The 18,354-nt window shown below is 72.7% G+C and carries 17 protein-coding genes; 3 read left to right on the top strand and 14 right to left on the bottom strand.

What is annotated here, in order from left to right; genetic code table 11:
* Nucleotide 1: 1 nt before the first annotated feature.
* The 8 genes from QWY28_RS10405 to QWY28_RS10370 all read right to left on the bottom strand — a co-directional run bounded on the left by QWY28_RS10405 (nucleotide 2) and on the right by QWY28_RS10370 (nucleotide 7,170).
* Complete coding sequence (locus tag QWY28_RS10405; protein ID WP_300952464.1) at nucleotides 2–1,396, bottom strand: FAD-dependent oxidoreductase; 1,395 nt, start codon at nucleotides 1,394–1,396, stop codon at nucleotides 2–4.
* Entirely contained in the window at nucleotides 1,393–2,037 is a 645-nt protein-coding gene (locus tag QWY28_RS10400; protein ID WP_300952463.1) for a hypothetical protein, read from the bottom strand. The genes QWY28_RS10405 and QWY28_RS10400 overlap by 4 nt, the downstream gene beginning before the upstream one ends.
* Nucleotides 2,037–2,366 carry a muconolactone Delta-isomerase gene (locus QWY28_RS10395; RefSeq protein ID WP_300952462.1) on the bottom strand — a complete coding sequence of 110 codons (330 nt, stop codon included), beginning with the start codon at nucleotides 2,364–2,366 and terminating at the stop codon, nucleotides 2,037–2,039. The genes QWY28_RS10400 and QWY28_RS10395 overlap by 1 nt, the downstream gene beginning before the upstream one ends.
* Entirely contained in the window at nucleotides 2,367–3,071 is a 705-nt protein-coding gene (locus tag QWY28_RS10390; RefSeq protein ID WP_300952461.1) for an ABC transporter ATP-binding protein, read from the bottom strand.
* Complete coding sequence (locus QWY28_RS10385) at nucleotides 3,068–3,787, bottom strand: ABC transporter ATP-binding protein (RefSeq protein ID WP_300952459.1); 720 nt, start codon at nucleotides 3,785–3,787, stop codon at nucleotides 3,068–3,070. Before QWY28_RS10385 ends, QWY28_RS10390 begins: the two co-directional genes overlap by 4 nt.
* Nucleotides 3,784–4,833, bottom strand: coding sequence for a branched-chain amino acid ABC transporter permease (locus QWY28_RS10380; protein WP_300952458.1), 1,050 nt, complete (start codon nucleotides 4,831–4,833; stop codon nucleotides 3,784–3,786). Before QWY28_RS10380 ends, QWY28_RS10385 begins: the two co-directional genes overlap by 4 nt.
* Nucleotides 4,830–5,843: a branched-chain amino acid ABC transporter permease gene (locus QWY28_RS10375; RefSeq protein ID WP_300952457.1), complete on the bottom strand. Its 1,014-nt coding sequence runs from the start codon at nucleotides 5,841–5,843 to the stop codon at nucleotides 4,830–4,832. The genes QWY28_RS10380 and QWY28_RS10375 overlap by 4 nt, the downstream gene beginning before the upstream one ends.
* A gap of 109 nt (nucleotides 5,844–5,952) precedes the next feature.
* Entirely contained in the window at nucleotides 5,953–7,170 is a 1,218-nt protein-coding gene (locus tag QWY28_RS10370; protein ID WP_300952456.1) for an ABC transporter substrate-binding protein, read from the bottom strand.
* Nucleotides 7,171–7,415: 245 nt separating this feature from the next.
* Here QWY28_RS10370 and QWY28_RS10365 point away from each other — a divergent pair, with 245 nt between their 5' ends.
* Together QWY28_RS10365 and QWY28_RS10360 are read left to right on the top strand one after the other, a co-directional pair.
* Entirely contained in the window at nucleotides 7,416–8,195 is a 780-nt protein-coding gene (locus tag QWY28_RS10365) for an IclR family transcriptional regulator (RefSeq protein WP_300952455.1), read from the top strand.
* Between the two features lie 51 nt (nucleotides 8,196–8,246).
* Nucleotides 8,247–9,101: an HpcH/HpaI aldolase/citrate lyase family protein gene (locus QWY28_RS10360; protein WP_300952454.1), complete on the top strand. Its 855-nt coding sequence runs from the start codon at nucleotides 8,247–8,249 to the stop codon at nucleotides 9,099–9,101.
* A gap of 236 nt (nucleotides 9,102–9,337) precedes the next feature.
* On the opposite strand, the gene QWY28_RS10355 is transcribed toward QWY28_RS10360, so the two are convergent.
* Genes QWY28_RS10355 through QWY28_RS10340 form a run of 4 tightly spaced genes read right to left on the bottom strand, consistent with a single transcriptional unit; the run spans nucleotide 9,338 to nucleotide 14,281 of the window.
* Entirely contained in the window at nucleotides 9,338–10,822 is a 1,485-nt protein-coding gene (locus QWY28_RS10355) for a dihydroorotase (protein ID WP_300952453.1), read from the bottom strand.
* Nucleotides 10,819–12,270 (bottom strand): MmgE/PrpD family protein, encoded by a 1,452-nt coding sequence (locus QWY28_RS10350; RefSeq protein WP_300952452.1) that lies wholly within the window; start codon nucleotides 12,268–12,270, stop codon nucleotides 10,819–10,821. Before QWY28_RS10350 ends, QWY28_RS10355 begins: the two co-directional genes overlap by 4 nt.
* Nucleotides 12,267–13,088: a cyclase family protein gene (locus QWY28_RS10345; RefSeq protein ID WP_300952451.1), complete on the bottom strand. Its 822-nt coding sequence runs from the start codon at nucleotides 13,086–13,088 to the stop codon at nucleotides 12,267–12,269. The genes QWY28_RS10350 and QWY28_RS10345 overlap by 4 nt, the downstream gene beginning before the upstream one ends.
* Nucleotides 13,085–14,281 carry a CaiB/BaiF CoA transferase family protein gene (locus QWY28_RS10340; RefSeq protein WP_439117248.1) on the bottom strand — a complete coding sequence of 399 codons (1,197 nt, stop codon included), beginning with the start codon at nucleotides 14,279–14,281 and terminating at the stop codon, nucleotides 13,085–13,087. The genes QWY28_RS10345 and QWY28_RS10340 overlap by 4 nt, the downstream gene beginning before the upstream one ends.
* A 172-nt stretch (nucleotides 14,282–14,453) precedes the next feature.
* Here QWY28_RS10340 and QWY28_RS10335 point away from each other — a divergent pair, with 172 nt between their 5' ends.
* A complete protein-coding gene (locus tag QWY28_RS10335) occupies nucleotides 14,454–15,869 on the top strand; it encodes an MmgE/PrpD family protein (RefSeq protein ID WP_300952450.1) in 1,416 nt (471 codons plus the stop codon).
* 15 nt (nucleotides 15,870–15,884) lie between these two features.
* Here the strand turns inward: QWY28_RS10335 and QWY28_RS10330 are convergent, their stop codons facing one another.
* Both QWY28_RS10330 and QWY28_RS10325 read right to left on the bottom strand, forming a co-directional pair.
* Nucleotides 15,885–17,132 carry a fatty acid desaturase family protein gene (locus QWY28_RS10330; RefSeq protein WP_300952449.1) on the bottom strand — a complete coding sequence of 416 codons (1,248 nt, stop codon included), beginning with the start codon at nucleotides 17,130–17,132 and terminating at the stop codon, nucleotides 15,885–15,887.
* A 50-nt stretch (nucleotides 17,133–17,182) separates the two neighbouring features.
* Entirely contained in the window at nucleotides 17,183–18,313 is a 1,131-nt protein-coding gene (locus QWY28_RS10325) for a ferredoxin reductase (RefSeq protein WP_300952448.1), read from the bottom strand.
* Nucleotides 18,314–18,354 lie beyond the last annotated feature (41 nt).

Raw genomic sequence — 18,354 nt, 5'->3', positions numbered from 1 at the left:
CTCAGGCGGACGCGGCGACGTCCTCCGCGGCGAGGAGCGAGAGCCCGAGCGCCGGCAGCAGGCCGTTGCCCGCGAGGTAGCCGGCCGCGCCGTGCCCGGAGATGCCCGCGGCGGCGCCCCCGGCGGCGTACAGCCCCGGCACCGGCGTACCGGCCTCGGTCAGGACCCGGGCGTGCTCGTCGACGACGAGCCCGCCCTGGCTGTGGAAGAGCGCCGGCTGCACCGGCACCGCGCGGTACGGCGCCTGCAGCGGCGCCTCCCAGGCGGTCCGGCCGAACGCGTCCTCGGCGCGCCCCTCGGCGCTGTCCCGGGCGGCGTCGAGGGTGCGCGCCAGCTCGCCCGCGTCGCAGCCGACCACGGCGGCCAGCGCCTCGACGTCGGCCGCCTCCCGGACGGCACCGGCGTCGACGGTCGCCCGGTAGTCGTCGAAGACCAGGCAGGCCTCGTGGATCCGCTCGTCGAGCACGATCCAGCCGCGGGCATCGGGCTGCGCGCCCAGCCGCGCGGCGTATTCGGAGTAGCCGCTCGTCTCGTCGCCGAACCGGCGCCCCTCGACGTCGAGGACCACGCCGCCGTGCATGACCGTCGCCCAGCCGGCGAGGGTCGCCGCGGGGGTGAGCGCCGCGTGGCCCTGGTAGGCGTCGAGGTACGCCGTGGCCGCACCGAGTCGCTCGCCGAGGCGGAGTGCATCGCCGGTCGACCCCTCGCTGCCGTGGTACGTCGCCGTCGCGATCTCCGGGAGATGCCGCGCGACGAGCTCGCGGTCCGCGGCGTAGCCGTTGGTGGCGAGCAGCACCGCGCGGGTGGGGATCCGCTCCTGGCCGTGGGGGGACTCCACGACGACCTCGCGGACGCCGCCGTCCTCGGGGTCGACGACGACGTCGACGAGCCGGGCGGGGACGAGCAGGTCGATCAGGGCGTGCTCGCGGACCGCGCGCACGAGGCCGCCGAGCATGGCCTCGCCGGAGCGTCCGGGCACCGTGTGGCAACGGAGGCTCGAGTGGCCGGGGTAGGAGAAGTCGGTCACCAGCGAGAGCGGTAGGCCGGCCTCGTCGGCGAGCCACTCGACCAGGCGGCCGCTGACCTCTGCCAGAGCCCGCGCGAGCCGCTCGTCGGCCGTGCCGCCGGTCTTGGCGAGCACGTCCGCGACGAACCGCTCCGGGGAGTCCTCCACCCCGGCCTCGCGCTGCCAGCGGGAGCCGGCGCCGGGGACCATCGCCGTCGACATCGCGGTGTTGTTGGCCTTCGCGAAGTGCTCGTTGCGCTCGACGACCAGCACCGACAGCCCGAGCTGGGCCGCGCGGAGCGCGGCCACGAGCCCGCCGCCGGCGCCGGCGACGACGAGGTCCGGGCCCTCGGTCTCGACGTCCTGCGGGGCGCGCGTCGGCGCGCTCACCGGGTCGCTCCCGTCGCCTGGGCGCGGAGCCCGAGCATCGCGAGGGCGGTGCGCGTGGGGTCGAGCAGGTACGGCGCCCGCTCCTGGGGAGCGACGTCGACCGCCGAGCAGGCGTTGAGCACGAAGTCGCAGTCGAGGTCGCCGGCGCGGTCGGTCACCGCAGCGGCCCAGGTCGTGTCGTCGGCGATGTCCTCGACCGAGAGGTCCAGGACGGTGGTCGGACCGACCGGCACCACGTCGTACTCCGCGAGCTTGCGGTCCAGCTCGGTGGCGATCGCCTCGTTGCGCGCCACCGCACCGAGGCTGGCGCCTTGGCCTGCGACGAACGCCGAGGCGAGGTGACCGATCCCGAAGACCGGCCGCGGGAGGTCGTGGTCCAGCCCGCTGACCGGGTCGAGCACGCAGTCGGGCAGGAAGCCGTCCCAGCCGTCCGGGTCCACGGCCCGGTACCGCTCCAGGAGCGCCAGCTCGCTGGCACGGACGTCGTCGGCGGTCTCGAGGGCGCGCGGCAGGTCGGCCGCGTCGCCGAGGTGCTCGAGCACGACGGTCACGCCCTCGGGGGCGAGCTCGTCGTAGCGCTGCTGGCGACGCGCGAGCTCGGCGTCGTCGATGACGATCGGGGTGATGGCCAGGATCCGCATCAGCGAACGCCCTCCTCGGGGCGCGGCGCGGTGGGCTCGATGCCCAGCGCGCGGGGGTCGTTGGGGTGCTCGGCGAGCGCGTGCACCTCGATGTCCATCCAGGGGTGGAGCGGCAGCGACGTCAGCGCCGTGTGCAGCTCGGTGGCGTCGGCGACCTCGTACAGACTCCAGTTCGCCCAGCGGCCCGGTACCCGCCACAGGCGCCGCAGCTGGCCGGCGTGCGCCAGCCGCTGCCCCTGCTCGAGCTCGCGCGCGAAGATCTCCTCGCGCTGCTCGACCGGGGCGTCGGGGGGCCAGACGATCTCGATGTGGACCAGGAACTCGGCCACTCAGACCCCCAGGTAGGCCTCGCGCACGCGAGGGTCGTCGGCCAGCTCGGAGCCGGTCCCCTCCAGCACGATCGACCCGCTCTCGATGACGTACGCGCGGTCGGAGATAGCCAGCGCCTGGGAGGCGTTCTGCTCCACGATCAGCACGGTCACGCCGGTGTCGCGGATGCGCTTGATCGCCTCGAGCACCTGCGCCACGAGATTCGGCGCGAGCCCGACGGAGGGCTCGTCGAGCGTGAGGCACGTGGGTCGCGCCATCATCGCGCGGCCGATCGCCAGCATCTGCTGCTGGCCGCCGGACATGGTGTCGGCCCGCTGCGTGCGCCGCTCGGCGAGGATCGGGAAGAGCTCGTAGACCTCGTCGAGGGACGAGCGGACCGTGGACCGGGACTGGGTGTAGGCACCCATCTCGAGGTTCTCGACCACCTGGAGGTCGCCGAAGAGCGCCCGGTCCTGGGAGACGTGGACGAGGCCGGAGCGCACGATCTGGTGCGCCCGCATCTTCTGCACCTCGTGGCCGTCGAAGACGATCCGGCCGCCGGTCGTCGCGACCAGCCCGTGGATCGCCCGCAGGGTGGTGGTCTTGCCGGCGCCGTTCGCACCGATCAGCGAGACGATCTCGCCCCGGTCGACGCGCATCGACAGCCCGTGGAGGATCTCCAGCCGCCGGTAGCCGGCGTGCAGGTCCTGCAGCTCCAGGATCATGCGTAGTCCTCTCCGAGGTAGGCCTCGATGACGCGGGGGTCGGCGATGACCTGCTGGGGGTCGCCGAGAGCGAGCTCGCGGCCCTCGGCCATGACCAGCAGGCGCTCGGACAGCGCCATGACCGCCGCCATGATGTGCTCGACGAACATGACCGTGACGCCGTCGGCGTGGATCTCGCGCAGCAGCTCGATGATCGGCGCCCGCTCGGCGGGGACCAGCCCGGCCAGCACCTCGTCGAGCAGCAGCAGGCGCGGCTCGAGGGCCAGCGCCCGGGCCAGCTCCAGCCGCTTGAGCCCGGCGGTCGGCAGGCTGCCGGACGGGCTGTGCACGTAGCGGTCGAGCTGGACCCGGTCGATCACCTCGAGCGCGTGCCGCCGCGCGGCCTTGCGCGAGCGGTGCCGGTGGTGGGCGGCGATCGCGACGTTGTCGAGCACGCTCATCGACTCGAAGGGCCGCATCAGCTGGAAGGTGCGGACGAGCCCGGCGTCCGCGACCTTCGCGGGCGACCAGCCGGTGATGTCGCGCCCGTCGAAGACCACTCGGCCGCGGGTCGGGGGGAGCTGCCCGGCGAGCAGGGAGAACAGCGTGGTCTTGCCGGCGCCGTTGGGACCGATGATCCCGAGGAACTCGCGGTCCGCGACGGTGACGTCGACGGAGTCGACGGCGGTCAGGCCGGCGAAGGACTTGGTGAGGTCTTCTACCTGGAGGAGGCTCATGAGCGGAACCGATCACGCAGGGTGCCGTAGATGCCCTTGGGCATGAACAGCACGATCAGGATGAGCAGTGCGGCGTAGACGGCGACGTCCAGGCCCGTGACGCCCTGGAGGAACTCCAGGAACGGCGGGGGCTCGCGCAGCACGGTCGCGATCCACTCCGAGAGCGGGCCGACGACCATCGCGCCGACGACCGGGCCGAAGACCGTTCCGATGCCGCCGATGACGGCGGGCACGATGGCGTTGACCGAGACGGCCGAGCCGAAAGCCTGCTCCGGGCCGACGAAGAAGTAGTACTGCGTGTAGAACGCCCCGGCGAGCGAGGTGAACGCGCAGCTGATCGCCACCGCGACGAGCCGCACCCGCATCACGTTGATGCCGAGCGAGGCCGCGGCGACCTCGTCGTCGCGGACCGCCTGGACGTACTGCCCCGAGCGGGAGTTGACGTACGCGACCGTCCCGAGGAGACCGGCGCCGAGGATCGCCAACGGGATCCAGTAGTAGAAGTGGCTGCCCTGCTCGAACTGCAGCATCCACCAGGAGTTCTCGGTCAGGAGCGGGACGTTGAAGCCCTCGGTGCGACGCAGGAAGTCGAGGTTCTGCACCACGAGGAGGAAGACCTGCGCGAAGGCGAAGGTCGCCAGGGCGAAGTACGCGCCGGCCAGCCGGTAGCGCAGGCAGAGGAAGGCGATCAGCGTGCCGGCCGCCGCCGAGATCGAGGCGCCGACCACCATCGCGATCCACGGCGAGATGCCGTGCTCGACCAGGAGGTAGGCGTCGGTGTAGGCGCCGATGCCGAAGAATGCGGCGTGGCCGAAGCTGAACATGCCGCCGTAGCCGCTCATCAGGTTCCAGCCGACCGCCATGATCGCGAAGATCAGCGTGCGCACGGCGACGGTCTCGGTCTGCTCGTCCAGCACGAACGGCAGGACGGCGGCGACGGCGAGGAGCACGACCAGCGCGAGGTAGGTGCGCGCGGTCGACCGGTCCTTCAGCCGCGGGTCGTCCGAGCTCACGCTGGGTGCGCGCTCGGTGGTGAGGGCGGTCATTGCTTCACTCCGAAGATCCCTTGCGGACGGAAGAACAGGACGAGGACGAAGACCGCGAAGACGAGGATCAGCGACCCCGTCCCCGGCAGGTAGAGCGCCCCGACGGTCTGGACGAGCCCGATCACCAGTCCGCCGACCACGGCTCCCTTGACGCTGCCGAGGCCGCCGAGCACGACGATCACGAACGCGAGGATGGTGAACTGCTCGCCCACGGTCGGGGTGAGGCTGAGGAACGGCACCATCAGGCCGCCGGCCACGGCCACGCAGGCCGAGCCGATGCCGAAGGTCATCGCGTAGATGCGGCGCACGTCGATGCCGACCAGCGACGCACCCTGGGTGTTGGCCGAGACGGCGCGGATCGAGAGGCCGAACGACGTGCCGCGCAGGATCAGCGTCAGCGCGCCGGCGACCAGCAGCGCTCCCGCGAAGGCGATGAGCCGCTCCCACGACACGATCGCGTCGAGGACCTCGAAGGAGCCCTCGACCGAGCTCGGCACCCGCTTCGGACGACCGCCGAAGATCATCAGCAGCACGTTGACGATCAGCAGGCTCAGGCCGAGGGTCACCAGCAGCGGGCCCTCCTCGTTGTCGGCCATCGTCAGCTTGTTCAGCAGGGCGGCCTGGACGAGGACGCCGAAGAGGAACATCACCGGGATGGCGAGCAGCGTCGCGACGTACACGGGGATGCCGCCCGCGTCGACCATCTGGTAGACGAGGTACATCGCCAAGGTGAGCATCGCGCCCTGCGCGAAGTTGACGATGCCGAGCACGCCGAAGATCAGGGTGAGGCCCACCGAGACCAGCGCGTAGACGCCGCCGAGCAGCAGCCCGGTGACGATCGACTGGGTGACCAGTCCGGAGTCCTTGCCCCCGACGGTGTAGACGAGGAGCAGCGCGACCACCACCGCGCCGACGATGCCCAGGGGCAGCAGCGGCAGGCTCGGTCGACCGGAGCGGGTCTTCCCGTCGTCCGGTTGGGTCTCCGGTGGGGAGGTGGTGGTGTCGGTCATGGCCGTCCGTTTCGTGGCGGAGTCGTGGCTGGGGTACGTCGCTGCGGCGGTGCGGCCGCGGGCCGCGCCTGCCGGCCGGCGGCGGGTCACCCCGCCACCGGCCCGGAGGTCACTTGGCCGGGTAGACCGGCTCGGAGGTCGTGAACTCGTCGGGGAAGACCTGCTCGACCTTGCCCTTCTTGGTCTGCATCACGATGACCGTCGCGTTCTCGTTCTGGCCGGTCTCGTCGAAGGTGATCGGGCCGTCGAAGGCGAGCAGCGGGTCCTCGACCTCGATCTCGGCGATCGCGTCGCGGACGTCCTCCGGGTCGTCGGACCCGGCCTCCTCCAGCGCCTGGGCGATGACCATCACGGCCTGGTAGGAGAGCACCGAGGCGGTCTCCATCGGGCGGCCGAACTCGGCCTCGAAGCGCTTGCGGATGTCGGCGACCTCGTCGTTCGTGGCGCCGTAGTGGTAGTTGGCCGAGAGCACGTTCTCGCCCGCGGCACCCGCGTCGTTCGGGAAGGAGCCGTCGTCGAAGGCGCCGTTCGCGACGCCGTACAGCGCGTCGATGTCGGGGTCCAGCGCCTTGACCGCCTGGGCGACCAGGAGCTGGTCGGGGTAGTAGCCGGTGGCGACGATGACGTCGGGGTTGCCGGCGGCGGCCTCGCGGACCTGCGTGGTCGCGTCGGTGAAGTTCGTGCCGGGGTAGGTGACCTCCTTGAGGACCTGCACCCCCTGGCTCTCGGCCTGCTCCTTGAAGGCGTCGAAGACGCTCTGCCCGAACGCACCCTCGATGTGGATGTAGGAGACGGTCTCGACCGGCTTGCCGTTGGCCTCGGCGAGCGCGATCAGGTCGTCCGCACCGTCGGCGCCCATGCTCGTGGCGTCGGGCTGGATCCGGAAGGTGTTCTTGTAGCCCTGCTCGAGGATCGAGTCGTCGACGGCCACGTCGATCACCAGCGGCACCCGGGAGCGCTCCGCGACGGCGGACACGTTCGCGGTGACGTCGCTCTGGTAGGTGCCGACCAGCGCGACCGCGCCGTCGCTGATGAGCCGCTGCGCCTCGCTCTGGCCGGTGTCCGCGGCACCCTTGCTGTCGCCCTCGCCCAGCGTGAGCTTCCGGCCGTCGAGCGACTCGATGCCGCCGTCGGCGTTGACGTCCTCGACCGCGAGCTTCGCGCCGTCGTTCATCAGGGCGCCGACGCCGGCCAGCGCGCCCGTCAGCGGGTGGACCGAGCCGATCATGATGTCGCCGTCGGAGCCGCTGCCGGAGGAGCCGGATCCGCAGGCGGCGAGCGCCACGGTGCCTGCGGCGAGCATCGCCGCGAGTGAGACCTTCTTCATCGTGCTGGACCAACCTTTCGTGCCAAGGCACAGTGGGTGTGTTCCGTCAGAAGGAACGGCCGATGCTTTCTGGCCGTTCCGCTGAGCGGTGCGACTGCAGGCGCCCGGGACGCCACGGATGGGGCAAGTTGCGGGGTTCGGCGAGTATGGCACGGATCTCATCACGATTTCTAGGGGCTCGACGGCAAAGCACCGCGGCCGATACAGTTCCGCTAGGCGAAACAACCTCGAAACGGAGATACGGCATGGGCGCAGGGATCAGCGGATCCGTTCCGCGAGAGACCCCCGGCGGGACGGAAGCGGCCGACCGGGTCGCGGACGTGCTGCTGCTCTTCGCCCGCTCCGACGACGCGCTGGGCGTCTCCCGCATCGCCCGCTCCCTCGAGCTCAGCAAGGCCGTGGTCCACCGCATCCTGCAGTCGCTCGCGTCGCGCTCCCTGGTGCAGCCCCTCCCGGGCGGCTCGGCGTACGTCCTGGGGCCTGCGGCCGCGGGCCTCGCCGCGCGCGCCTGGAGCCAGCTCGACGTCCGCTCGGTCGCCTCGCCCGTGCTGCGCCGGCTGCGCGACCAGACCCGCGAGACGACCACGCTGTCGGTGCTGGTCGGGAACCAGCGGATCTACCTCGACCAGATCGAGAGCCCGCAGGAGATCAAGATGGTCGTGGAGATCGGGCCGCGGTTCCCGCTGCACTCCGGCGCCTCCAGCCGCGCGATCCTCGCCCACCTGCCGGAGTCGTTCGTCGGGGAGGCCGTCGGCCAGCTGCAGGCGGCACGGCCCGACCTCGACGTCGAGGCCTACCGGGCCGACCTCGCACGGATCCGCGAGCAGGGGTACGCCGTGTCCCTCAACGAGCGCGGGACGGGCGCCGCCTCGATCGCGGCACCCTTCTTCGACTCCGCCGGGAACGTCGCCGGCTCGGTCAGCTCCTCGGGCCCGGTCTTCCGCTACGCCGAGACCGACGAGGAGCACACCCGTCTCGTCGTGCAGGCCGCCCGCGACATCACCGCCCGGCTCTCGCCCAGCTAGCCACCGCGCCGGCCGGTCCCCGGACCGGCCCGGCACCCGGAAGGACCCGCCATGCTCCCCCGCTCGTTCCTGTACGTCCCCGGCAACCGGCCCGACCTGTTCCCCAAGGCCGCGGCCGGCCCCGCCGACGCGGTCGTGCTCGACCTCGAGGACGCGGTGCCGCTGCCCGAGAAGGCCGCCGCGCGGGAGGCCGTACGGGACCGGCTCGGGTCGGGTGCTTCCGCACCCGGCTCGGGCGAGACCTGGGTCCGGGTCAGCCCGACCGCACTGGAGGACGACCTCGACGCGGCGGTCCGCCAGGGTCTCGACGGCCTCCTGCTCGCGACCGTCACCCCGGCCGCAGTCCGGACGGTCGCCGCACTGCTGGCCCGCCTGGAGGCCGAGCGCGGGCTCGTCCCGGGGTCGGTCCGCGTGGTCGGGCTCGTCGAGAGCGCCGAGGGGCTGCTGTCCCTCGCCGAGTCCGCGGCCGAGGAGCGGCTCACCGCCTTCGGGATCGGGGAGGTCGACCTGCTCGGCGACCTCCGGATGTCGCGCGGCCCAGCCACCGACGCGGCGGTCACCCACCTGCGCACGCAAGTCGTCGTGCACAGCGCCGCGGCAGGCCTCGAGGCGCCCGTCGCCCCGACGTCCACCGACTTCCGGGACCTCGACGCGTTCGCCGAGTCGACCCGTGCCCTCCTCGACCTGGGCTTCCGCTCCCGGACCGCCGTGCACCCCGCCCAGGTCCCGGTCGTCCACGACGTCCTCACCCCCACGGCCGAACAGGTCGCCGACGCCCGCGACCTCGTCGCCCGCTTCGACGCGGCCGAGGGGGGCGTCACCACCGACGCCCGCGGCCGGCTCATCGACGCCGCGGTCGTCCGCGAGGCGCGGGAGGTCCTGGCCCGCGCCGAGCGGGCCGGCTGAGCCGACCCCCTGGTTCGAGGCACCTGGACGGGCCTGTCCCGGGCCGGCCGGTTGCTCCGGCGGGGGTCTCGACGACGCTCGCCGGGGCTCGCTGCTCGACCGGCAGTGCGGGCTCGCCCTCGACCGCCAGCGCGGGCTCGCTGCTCGACCGGCAGTCCCGGCTCGCTGCGCGAGCGGCAGCGTGCGGACAGGACCAGGCCCGGACCCCCTCCGGGAGTCCGGGCCTGGGGAGTGGGTCAGCGGCGGCCGGAGCGGCGGACGAACTGCCCGCGCGGGGAGCCGACGATGTCGCCGTCGCGGAGGACGGCCTCGCCGCGGAGGTAGGTGTCGGTCACCTTGGCGGTCAGCTCGAAGCCCTCGAAGGGCGTGTACTCCTGGGTGGAGAGGGAGTCCTCGGCGTGCACCTCGTAGGTGACGTCGTCGTCGAGCAGGCAGAAGTCGGCGTCCTTGCCGACGGCCAGGTCGCCCTTGTCCTTCATGCCGAAGCGCTCCGCGGGGTTGCGGGAGACGAGCTCGGCGATGCGGGTGTAGGACAGGCCGCGACGACGGCCCTCGGTGACCAGCGCGGGCAGCAGGTACTCGGTGCCGCCGAAGCCGGACTTCGCGAGGAACACGTCCTCCTTGGGCTCCCCGAACTTCGTCTCCTCCCGGCAGCACGCGTGGTCGGAGGTGACCCACGAGAAGTTGCCGGCGAGCACGTGCTCCCACAGGGAGTCGACGTCCTCGGGCGAGCGCAGCGGCGGGTTCACCTTGCCGCCGAGCGAGGCGGTGTTGTAGTTGGCGACCAGGTGGCCGACGGTGACCTCGCGGCGGAAGTCGATGTGCGGGAAGGTCTGCTGCATCATCATCGCCGCCTCGATCGCCTTGCGCGAGGTGAGGTGGAGCAGGTTGATGGTGGGCAGCTCGGTCTCGTGGGCGAGGTAGGAGGCGATGGTGATCGCCAGGCCCTCGGAGTGCGGCGGACGCGAGGCGCTGTACGCCTCGAGCCCGGTGAGCTTGCCCTCCTGCTCGACCAGCTTGGTGTAGGCGCGCATGATCTCGGCGGTCTCGCAGTGCAGCGAGAGCGAGATGGCGTCGCGGTCCTCGGCGAAGCGCTCGTCCGCCCGGGCCTTCTGCAGCGCGCGCATGATGAACTCGAAGTGGGCCAGGTCGTAGGACTCGTCCTCGGGCAGCATCAGGAACGAGCCCTGGTCCGCGGAGCGCCCGTGCAGCCCGTGGCTGCCGTAGAACATGAAGATCTTGAAGGACGGCACGCCGTGCTCCTCGATCATCATCGGGATCTCCTCGATGTGCTCCTGGAGGATCGGGGCGACGTGGAAGGCGTAGTCGACGTACGCGCGGCCGTCGGTCGCGGCCAGGATGTCGGGGAACACCTCGCGATAAGGCCCGGTGCGGTTCATGTAGTAGGCGCCGGTGCGGATGTAGGTGATCCCGGAGGTGACTCCGCCCTGGGCGGACGCGCGGCTCTCGGTGTCGGCGTCCTCGCCGAGCTCGTTGTAGATGCCCCAGTGCTGGTGCACGTCCACGACGCCGGGGAAGAGGTGCTTCCCGCCGGCGTCGAGGACCTCGGCACCACCTGCGTCGATCGAGGGCTCGAACGCGGCGAACCGGCCGTCGCGGACCGCGACGTCGAGGTCCTCCGGCTGCTCCTGGCCGGGGCGGACGACCCGGGCGTTCTTGATGACGAGGTCGTACCCCGAGGTCTCGCTGGCGTTGCTCACGGTCGGTCACCCTTCTCGTTGTCTCGCATGGCGCCGGCGTCGACGCGCGTGAGGGGCGCGAGGACGGCGGACAGGTCGGTGCAGGTCTCGAGCGTCCGGCAGGCCTCCGCGAGGGCGGCCGCGTCGGCCGCCTCGAGGACCCGGGACGCGTTGGCGTCGAACTTGGCGGTCAGCTCCTCGAACGACAGCGGCCGCTCCGGGCCGCCGCGGGTCGTCAGCACCTCGTGCACGACCTCCCGGCCGTCGGTCAGGTGCGCGGTGAGGACCGCCGGGAACTGCCGCGGGAAGATGTCGGTGCAGCGCTGGTCCGGCACCACGTCGACCTTGGCCATGATCGCCCGGCGCTGCGGGTCGCGGGCCAGCTCGTCGGTGTAGTCGTCCACGCCCGCCCCGAGGCCGGAGCCGCCGAGCAGGCCGACCGCGACGGCGTACGGCCCGCTGAACTGCGCCATGTAGCCGGTCTCCGGGGCCCGCTTGACGTCGATCGGCTCCCCGATCGTGCGCAGGTTGGGCGCGGGCACGCCGAGGACCAGCCGCTCGACGTCGTCGGGACCGATCCCCGCCTCGCGGAGGCGTCCCGCCGCGTCGACGGCGGCGTGGGTGAAGTGGTTGGCCGGGTACGGCTTCACGAAGATGCCCGGCACCGCCCAGTCGGTGCCGAGGCCGTCGGTCACCGCGGCGGCGTCGTACTGCCCGTGCAGCCACGCCTGGTAGAAGCCGAAGCGGCCCTCCAGGACGGTCGGCGGGCCGGTGAAGCCGTGCTCGACCAGCTCCGCCGCCGAGACCGCCGCGTGGGCGGCCCAGCCGCAGTGCATCCGCTTCACGGTGCCGCCGGTGCGGTTGGCCTCGATGATCCCCGACGCCATCGACGCCGCGACGCCCAGCGCGTCCACGACCGCGTCGGCGTCACCGCCGGCCAGGACGGTCGCGGCGACCGCCCCGCCCATCGCGCCGCAGATCGAGGTGGCGTGCTGGCCGTGCTCGAAGAAGGTGGAGTTCTTGGCCGCCTCGTCGTAGCCCGCCATGCCCAGGCGGACGCAGACCTCGAGGCCGATGGCGGTGGCGCGCACCAGCTCGCGACCGTCGGCGCCGTGCCGCTCGGCGGCCGCGAGGGCCGCCGGGACGACCGTGGCGCTCGGGTGCAGCACCGAGGGCAGGTGGGTGTCGTCGTAGTCGAGGGAGTGCGCGAGCACCCCGTTGACGAACGCCGCCAGCGCGGCGGGCAGCCGCTCCGGCACGCCGACCGCGGACGCGACCGGCCGGCCGCCCTGGTAGCGAGCCCAGGAGCGTGCGGCCCGGCTGGTCTCCAGGGTCGAGGCGGCCACGGCGATGCCGAGCGTGTCGAGGACGCGCTTGCGGACGCTGTCGACGACGTCCTGCGGGAGGTCGTCGTAGCCGGTGGCCGCGGCGAAGTCGCCGAGCTGCTGGGCGAGGGTCCGCTCGCTCATGCCGTCGCCGCCGAGCGGATCGCGAGCGGACGCACGGGCGAGCCGGTGGCGCCGTAGATGTTGAGCGGCACCAGGACGAAGGTGAACTCCGCCCAGCCGGTCGCGGCCAGACCCTCGAGGTCGAGCGCCTCGACGATGTAGATGCCCGCCTCGACCAGGAGGACCCGGTGCGCCGGCAGCAGCGCGTGCCCGCCTCCCGGGGCGAGCCGCTCGAAGGCGATGGTGTCGGCGCCCGCCGCGTGCACCCGCCGGTCGGCGAGCCACTGGGCACCGGCCTCGCCGACGCCGGGCACCCCCGAGGGCCCGCCGACGTACGGCGCACCCTCGGCGAAGCGCGAGCCCCAGCCGCTGCGGATCAGCACCACGTCGCCCTCGCCGACCTCGACGCCCTGCCGGGCGGAGGTGGCCTCCAGGTCGGCCACGGTGATCTCGTAGCCGCCCTCGCAGTGCTCCACCCCGAGGTGTCCGGCCACGTCGAGGAGCACCCCGCGACGGACCATCGGGGCGATGGTGTGGACGCCGAGCTCGTCGTACTTGCCCCCGACGCCGGCCGCGACGGCGTCGACGCCGCCGTGCATCTTGCCGTCGAAGGACACGTGCGCGAGCGCGTCGATGTGGGTGCCGACGTGGGTGCCGGTCGTGATCATGTCGTTGGCGGCGCTGCTCCCGTCGGAGCGCACCATGTCGCCGTGGCGGCGCGGCAGGGTGTGCCAGAACGCCGGGTGGTTGGGCGACTGCGGCATGCCGACGCGCAGCTGGCGACCGAGGTCGACGACCTCCACGCCTGCTTGCACGGCCCCGAGCAGGGCGTCCGTCATCGCACGATCTCCTTCTTCTTCAGGGTGGCGATCTCGTCGGCGTCCAGGCCGACCTCGCCGAGCACCTCGTCGGTGTCGGCGCCGATCGCGCGGCCGGTGAACCGGATGCGGCCCGGCGTCTCGCTCATCCGCCACATCACGTTGTGCTGCAGGAGCGGGCCGAGGTCGGGGTCGTCGACCTCGACGAGCATCTCCGTCTCCCGCACGTGGGGGTCCTCGGTGATGTCGCGCGCGTCGTAGACCGGCGCGATGGCGGCCCCGGCCTCGGTGAAGGCGTCGAGGACGGTCTCCCGGTCGCGCTGGGCGATCCAGCCCCCCACCATCTCGTCGAGCAGGTCGACGTGCTCGGCGCGACCGGCGCCGGTGGCGAACCACGGCTCGTCGATGACCTCGGGATGACCCACGAGCTCCATGACCCGTTCGGCGATCCGCTGCGCGCTGGTGCTGATGGCGACCCAGCGGTCGTCGGAGGTGCGGTAGGTGTTGCGCGGGGCGTTGTTGGTGGACCGGTTGCCCTGGCGCTGCGGCACCTCGCCGAGCTGCTGGTAGACCGTCGGCCCCGGGCCGACGGCGGCCATGATCGGCTCGAGGATGCTGAGGTCGACGACCTGCCCGCGGCCGGTGGCGTCGCGGTGGCGCAGCGCCATGAGCACGGCCGAGGAGGCGGCGATGCCGCAGATGCTGTCGGCCAGGCCGAACGCCGGCAGCGTCGGCGGGCCGTCCGGCTCACCGGTGGCGGCGGCGAAGCCGCTCATCGCCTCGGCGAGGGTGCCGAAGCCGGCGCGCGAGGAGTACGGCCCGGTCTGTCCGAAGCCGGTCAGCCGGGCGACCACGAGCCGGGGGTTGTCGGCCTGGAGCACGTCGGGGCCGATCCCCCAGCGCTCGAGCGTGCCCGGGCGGAAGTTCTCCACGACGACGTCGGCGGTCGCGGCGAGCCGGCGGAAGATCGCGGCGCCGTCGGGGTGCTTGAGGTCGAGGGCGACCGTCCGCTTGTTGCGGCTGATCTCCTTCCACCACAGCGGGACGCCGTCCTTGCTGCGGCCGTGGCCGCGCATGTTGTCGCCGTGGCGGGGGTGCTCGATCTTGACGACGTCGGCGCCGTAGTCGCCCAGGATCTGGCAGCACAGCGGGCCGGCCAGGATCGTCGAGACGTCGAGGACCCGCAGGCCCTCCAGTGGCATCGGCTCTGGCACGCGCCCATCCGTTCCGCTTGCAGAAACATCTGACAGGGCCTCACTCTAACCACACCACCCGCCGGAACAGAAGACTCTGCCGGTCGAATACTCACGATCACCGGCCAACTTGCGCCCGCAGCGAGGCTGAACGCCCATTGCCGGAACCCCGCGCCCGGCGTACCGTCGCGGCGTGACGACGACAGATTCGTTCCTTCTGGCGGAACAGACGCGGTCGGCGATCGACCGCCTGGCCGGCACGTTGCACGACTACCGGCACGGGGACGTGCGACCGGTGGCCGACCGCCTCCCGGTGGTGCTCACCGACCTCCTCGGGGTCACGGTCGCCGGCATGCGGACGCCCGAGCTCCGGCGTCTCCTGGACGTGTGGCCGACGCCGGCCGGACCGCACCCGCTCGTCGGCTGCGAGCGGCGCACGGACCCCGACACCGCCGCGCGGCTGCTCGCCACCGCAGCCTGCTCACAGGAGCTCGACGAGGGCAACAAGCACGCCGCCGGGCACCCGGCCGCGCACGTGGTGCCCGCCGCCCTGGCCGCCGCGCACGAGTCGCCCACGCCGGTCACCGGGGAACGGCTGCTGACCGCCGTCGCCGTGGGCTACGAGGTCGCCGCGCGGTTCGGCCGGGCCCTGCGCCGGGACCCCGCATGGCACACGCACGGCCACTGGGGCGTGACCGGGGCGGCGGCCGCCGCCGCGGTCGTCCACGGCTGCACGGTCGGACAGCTGGCCGCCGCGATCGACGTGAGCACCGACCTGATGACCGTCACCCCCTGGACCTCGGTGCTCGCCGGCGACTTCGCGCGCAACCTGTGGCTCGGGCAGGCCGCGGTCGGCGGGCTGCTGGCCGCCCGGCTGGCCCGCGCCGGCCTGGCGGTCAACCGCGGCGGGGCCGCGGCGGCGTTCGACCTGCTGGGCACGCTGGACCCGGAGGTGCTGGTCGAGGACCTCGGCGAGCGGTGGCTGGTGGCCGAGGGCTACCTCAAGCAGCACGCCGCCTGCTCCTACACCCACCCGGCGGTCGACCTCGTGCAGTCGCTGCGCCGCGCCGACGGCTGGTCGGGCGACGACGTCGCCTCGGTCCACGTCGCCACCCACGGCCTGGCCCGACCGCTCCTCCAGCGCGACCCGGTCACCCGGCTCGGCGGGATGTTCTCGATGCCGTTCGTCGTGGCCGTGGCCTGCACCGCCGACGCCGTCGACCCGAGCACGATGGAGCCCGGCACGGCGGCGTTCGAGCGTGCCGCGGCCTTCAGCGACCGGGTGGTGGTCGAGGTGCGCGCCGACCTCGACGCCCACCTGCCCCGCCGGCGGGTGACCGAGGTGGTCGTCGAGCTCGCCGACGGGCGGACCGTCGCCCTCGCCCAGCCCGACCCGATCGGGGACACGGCCCACTTCCCCCTGGGCGAGGCGGACGTGGTCGCGAAGATCGATCGGCTCCTGGCGGCGGGCCCGGACCGCGCCACCGACGCGAGCAGGGGCGCCGACGGGCCCCGGGCGGCCGACCTGCTGGCCGGTGTCCGGGCACTCGTCGACGCCCCTGACGTCGTCGCGGCGTACGCCGCGCTGCCGTACGTCGGCGCGCACTGACGCGCCGTCGCAGGATCAGGCCGCGGCGGCGACCTCGGTGCGCTGACGGCGCGCGAGCTGGTCGAGGCGGGCCTGGGCGGCGCGGCGCGTCCTGCGGTCGCCCGTGGTCATCTTCCACAGCATCGCCAGCTGCTTCGGCGCGTTGGCGGGCGTGGTGGTGGCCAGCCAGCCGTTGGGCAGCGAGAGCCGGACGACCTTGTGCCAGGCGCTCGCGACCTGCTGCGGCAGCGGCGCCTCGTGGTAGTTGAGGTCGTACTTGTCGAACAGCGCCTTGACCTTGGGCGCGACCTCGGCGTACCGGTTCGAGGGCAGGTCCGGGAAGAGGTGGTGCTCGATCTGGTGCGAGAGGTTGCCGGTCATCAGGTGCATGAACCGCGAGCCGGAGATGTTGGCGGAGCCGAGCATCTGGCGCACGTACCACTCCCCGCGCGTCTCCTTCTCCGGCAGCGCCGCCTTCTCGAAGGTCTCGACGCCCTCGGGGAAGTGGCCGCACATGATCACCGAGTGCGACCACAGGTTGCGCACCAGGTTCGCCACGAAGTTGGCGGCCAGCGTCGGCACGAACGAGCCGGTGGGCAGCGCCAGCGCGGGGTTGACGACGTAGTCCTTGGTCGCCTGCTTGCGGATCTTGCGCAGCGTCTTGCCGAGGTTGGCCTTGAACTCCGCGCTGCGCTTCTCCTTGGGCATGGCGAGGTTCTTGCCCAGCTCGAGGTCGTAGGCCGCGATGCCGTACTCGAAGAAGCAGGCGTTGATGAAGTTCCACAGCGGCTGGCCGAGGTGGAAGGGGTGCCAGCGCTGGTCCTCGTCGACGCGCATGATGCCGTAGCCGAGGTCGTTGTCCTTGCCGACGATGTTCGTGTAGGTGTGGTGGATCTCGTTGTGCGAGTGCTTCCACCCGTCGGCGGTGGAGGCGTTGTCCCACTCCCAGGTGGTCGAGTGGATCTTCGGGTCGCGCATCCAGTCCCACTGGCCGTGCATGACGTTGTGCCCGATCTCCATGTTCTCCAGGATCTTGGCGACCGAGAGACCGATGGTGCCGGCGATCCAGGCCGGGGGCAGCACGCTGACGAGCAGGACGGCGCGGGAGCCGAGCTCGAGCTTGCGCTGGACGTCGACGATCCGGCGGATGTACGCCGCGTCGCCCTCGCCGCGGCTGTCGATGACCTCCTGGCGGATGGCGTCGAGCTCGATCCCGATCTGCTCGACGTCCTCGGGCGTGAGGTGGGCGACGGGGTTCTCGGCCTTGCGGGTGATGGCGGTCATGGCGATCTCCTTCGGTGCGGGTGGTCGAACGGATCGGGTGTCAGTGGAGGTCAGTGGTCGATCGAGCAGGCACCGGCGGCGGTGCTGACGCAGGTCTGGATCGGCACGCCCTGCGGGCCGGTCTCGCCGGGGACGGCGACGGTGAGCGCGCCGTTGCGCAGGTCACGCACGGCGCCCTCGCGCATCGGCAGCACGCAGGCCATGCAGATGCCCATCCGGCAGCCGCTCGGCATGAGGACGCCCGCCTGCTCGGCGGCGTCGAGGATCGGGGTGGCGCCGTCGACCTCGAGGGTCGTGCCGGAGCCGGCGGCGCCGGTGAGCGTGACGGTGCCGCCGCCCTCGCCGTCGGCGGCCTCGACGAGCACCGGGCGGAACCGCTCGGTGGTCAGGTCCAGGCCGCGCTCGGCGTGGTGGGCCTCGAGCGCGTCGAGCAGGCCGGCCGGCCCGCAGGCGTAGCTGAGGCGCTCGTCGAGGTCGGGCACGAGCTCGGCGAGGACGGCGACGTCGAGCAGCCCGTGGGTGTCGTCGAAGCGCTCGACGAGCCGGATCCGGCCGGCGGCGTCGAGCGCGCGCAGCTCGGCGCGGAAGATCGCCGAGGACTCCGTGGCGTTGACGTGGACCAGGACGATGTCGGTCGCCGGCGCGGCCGCCTTGGAGTGCAGGTTGCGCAGCATGCCGATGACCGGGGTGATGCCCGACCCGCCGGTGACGAGCAGCAGCTTGGCCGGCACCGGCTGCGGGAGGACGAACTCGCCCTCGGCCTGGGCCAGCTGCAGCATCTGGCCCTTGCGGGCGCGGTGGACGAGGTGGTTGCTGACCACGCCGCCCGGGATCGCCTTGACGGTGATGCTGATGCAGCCGTCGGGGCGGGGGCCGTGGGTCAGCGAGTAGGTGCGCCACAGGCGCACGCCCTCGACGTCGACGCCGACCCGGACGTACTGCCCCGGCACGTGGCCGGCCCAGTCGCGGCCCGGCTTGAGGACGATCGTGGCGGACTCGGGGGTCTCGGGGACGACCTGGACGATGCGGCCGCGCAGCTCGGCGCCCGAGCGCAGGGGGTGGAAGACGTCGAGCACGTCGTCGAGCTCGAGCGGGGTGACCGCGGACTCCGCGACCCGGCGCAGGACACCGCGGAGCGAGCGCCCGCGGGTGGGGACGATCGGATCGGCAGCGATGCTCATGTACTCCACTGTCCTAGATGAGCCGGTTAAAGTCCTGTCCG

This window comes from Nocardioides oceani, assembly GCF_030412965.1.
GTDB classification, from domain to species: domain Bacteria; phylum Actinomycetota; class Actinomycetes; order Propionibacteriales; family Nocardioidaceae; genus Nocardioides; species Nocardioides oceani.
This window is presented reverse-complemented; position numbering and strand designations above follow the sequence as displayed.

What these genes read in the sequence shown, in the direction of transcription:
- QWY28_RS10380 (WP_300952458.1), bottom strand. Translation starts at nt 4,833, where the DNA reads ATGACCGCCCTCACCACCGAGCGCGCACCCAGCGTGAGCTCGGACGAC.
- QWY28_RS10400 (WP_300952463.1), bottom strand. Translation starts at nt 2,037, where the DNA reads ATGCGGATCCTGGCCATCACCCCGATCGTCATCGACGACGCCGAGCTC.
- QWY28_RS10365 (WP_300952455.1), top strand. Translation starts at nt 7,416, where the DNA reads ATGGGCGCAGGGATCAGCGGATCCGTTCCGCGAGAGACCCCCGGCGGG.
- QWY28_RS10330 (WP_300952449.1), bottom strand. Translation starts at nt 17,132, where the DNA reads ATGACCGCCATCACCCGCAAGGCCGAGAACCCCGTCGCCCACCTCACG.
- QWY28_RS10345 (WP_300952451.1), bottom strand. Translation starts at nt 13,088, where the DNA reads ATGACGGACGCCCTGCTCGGGGCCGTGCAAGCAGGCGTGGAGGTCGTC.
- QWY28_RS10360 (WP_300952454.1), top strand. Translation starts at nt 8,247, where the DNA reads ATGCTCCCCCGCTCGTTCCTGTACGTCCCCGGCAACCGGCCCGACCTG.
- QWY28_RS10370 (WP_300952456.1), bottom strand. Translation starts at nt 7,170, where the DNA reads ATGAAGAAGGTCTCACTCGCGGCGATGCTCGCCGCAGGCACCGTGGCG.
- QWY28_RS10385 (WP_300952459.1), bottom strand. Translation starts at nt 3,787, where the DNA reads ATGAGCCTCCTCCAGGTAGAAGACCTCACCAAGTCCTTCGCCGGCCTG.
- QWY28_RS10390 (WP_300952461.1), bottom strand. Translation starts at nt 3,071, where the DNA reads ATGATCCTGGAGCTGCAGGACCTGCACGCCGGCTACCGGCGGCTGGAG.
- QWY28_RS10375 (WP_300952457.1), bottom strand. Translation starts at nt 5,843, where the DNA reads ATGACCGACACCACCACCTCCCCACCGGAGACCCAACCGGACGACGGG.
- QWY28_RS10350 (WP_300952452.1), bottom strand. Translation starts at nt 12,270, where the DNA reads ATGAGCGAGCGGACCCTCGCCCAGCAGCTCGGCGACTTCGCCGCGGCC.
- QWY28_RS10325 (WP_300952448.1), bottom strand. Translation starts at nt 18,313, where the DNA reads ATGAGCATCGCTGCCGATCCGATCGTCCCCACCCGCGGGCGCTCGCTC.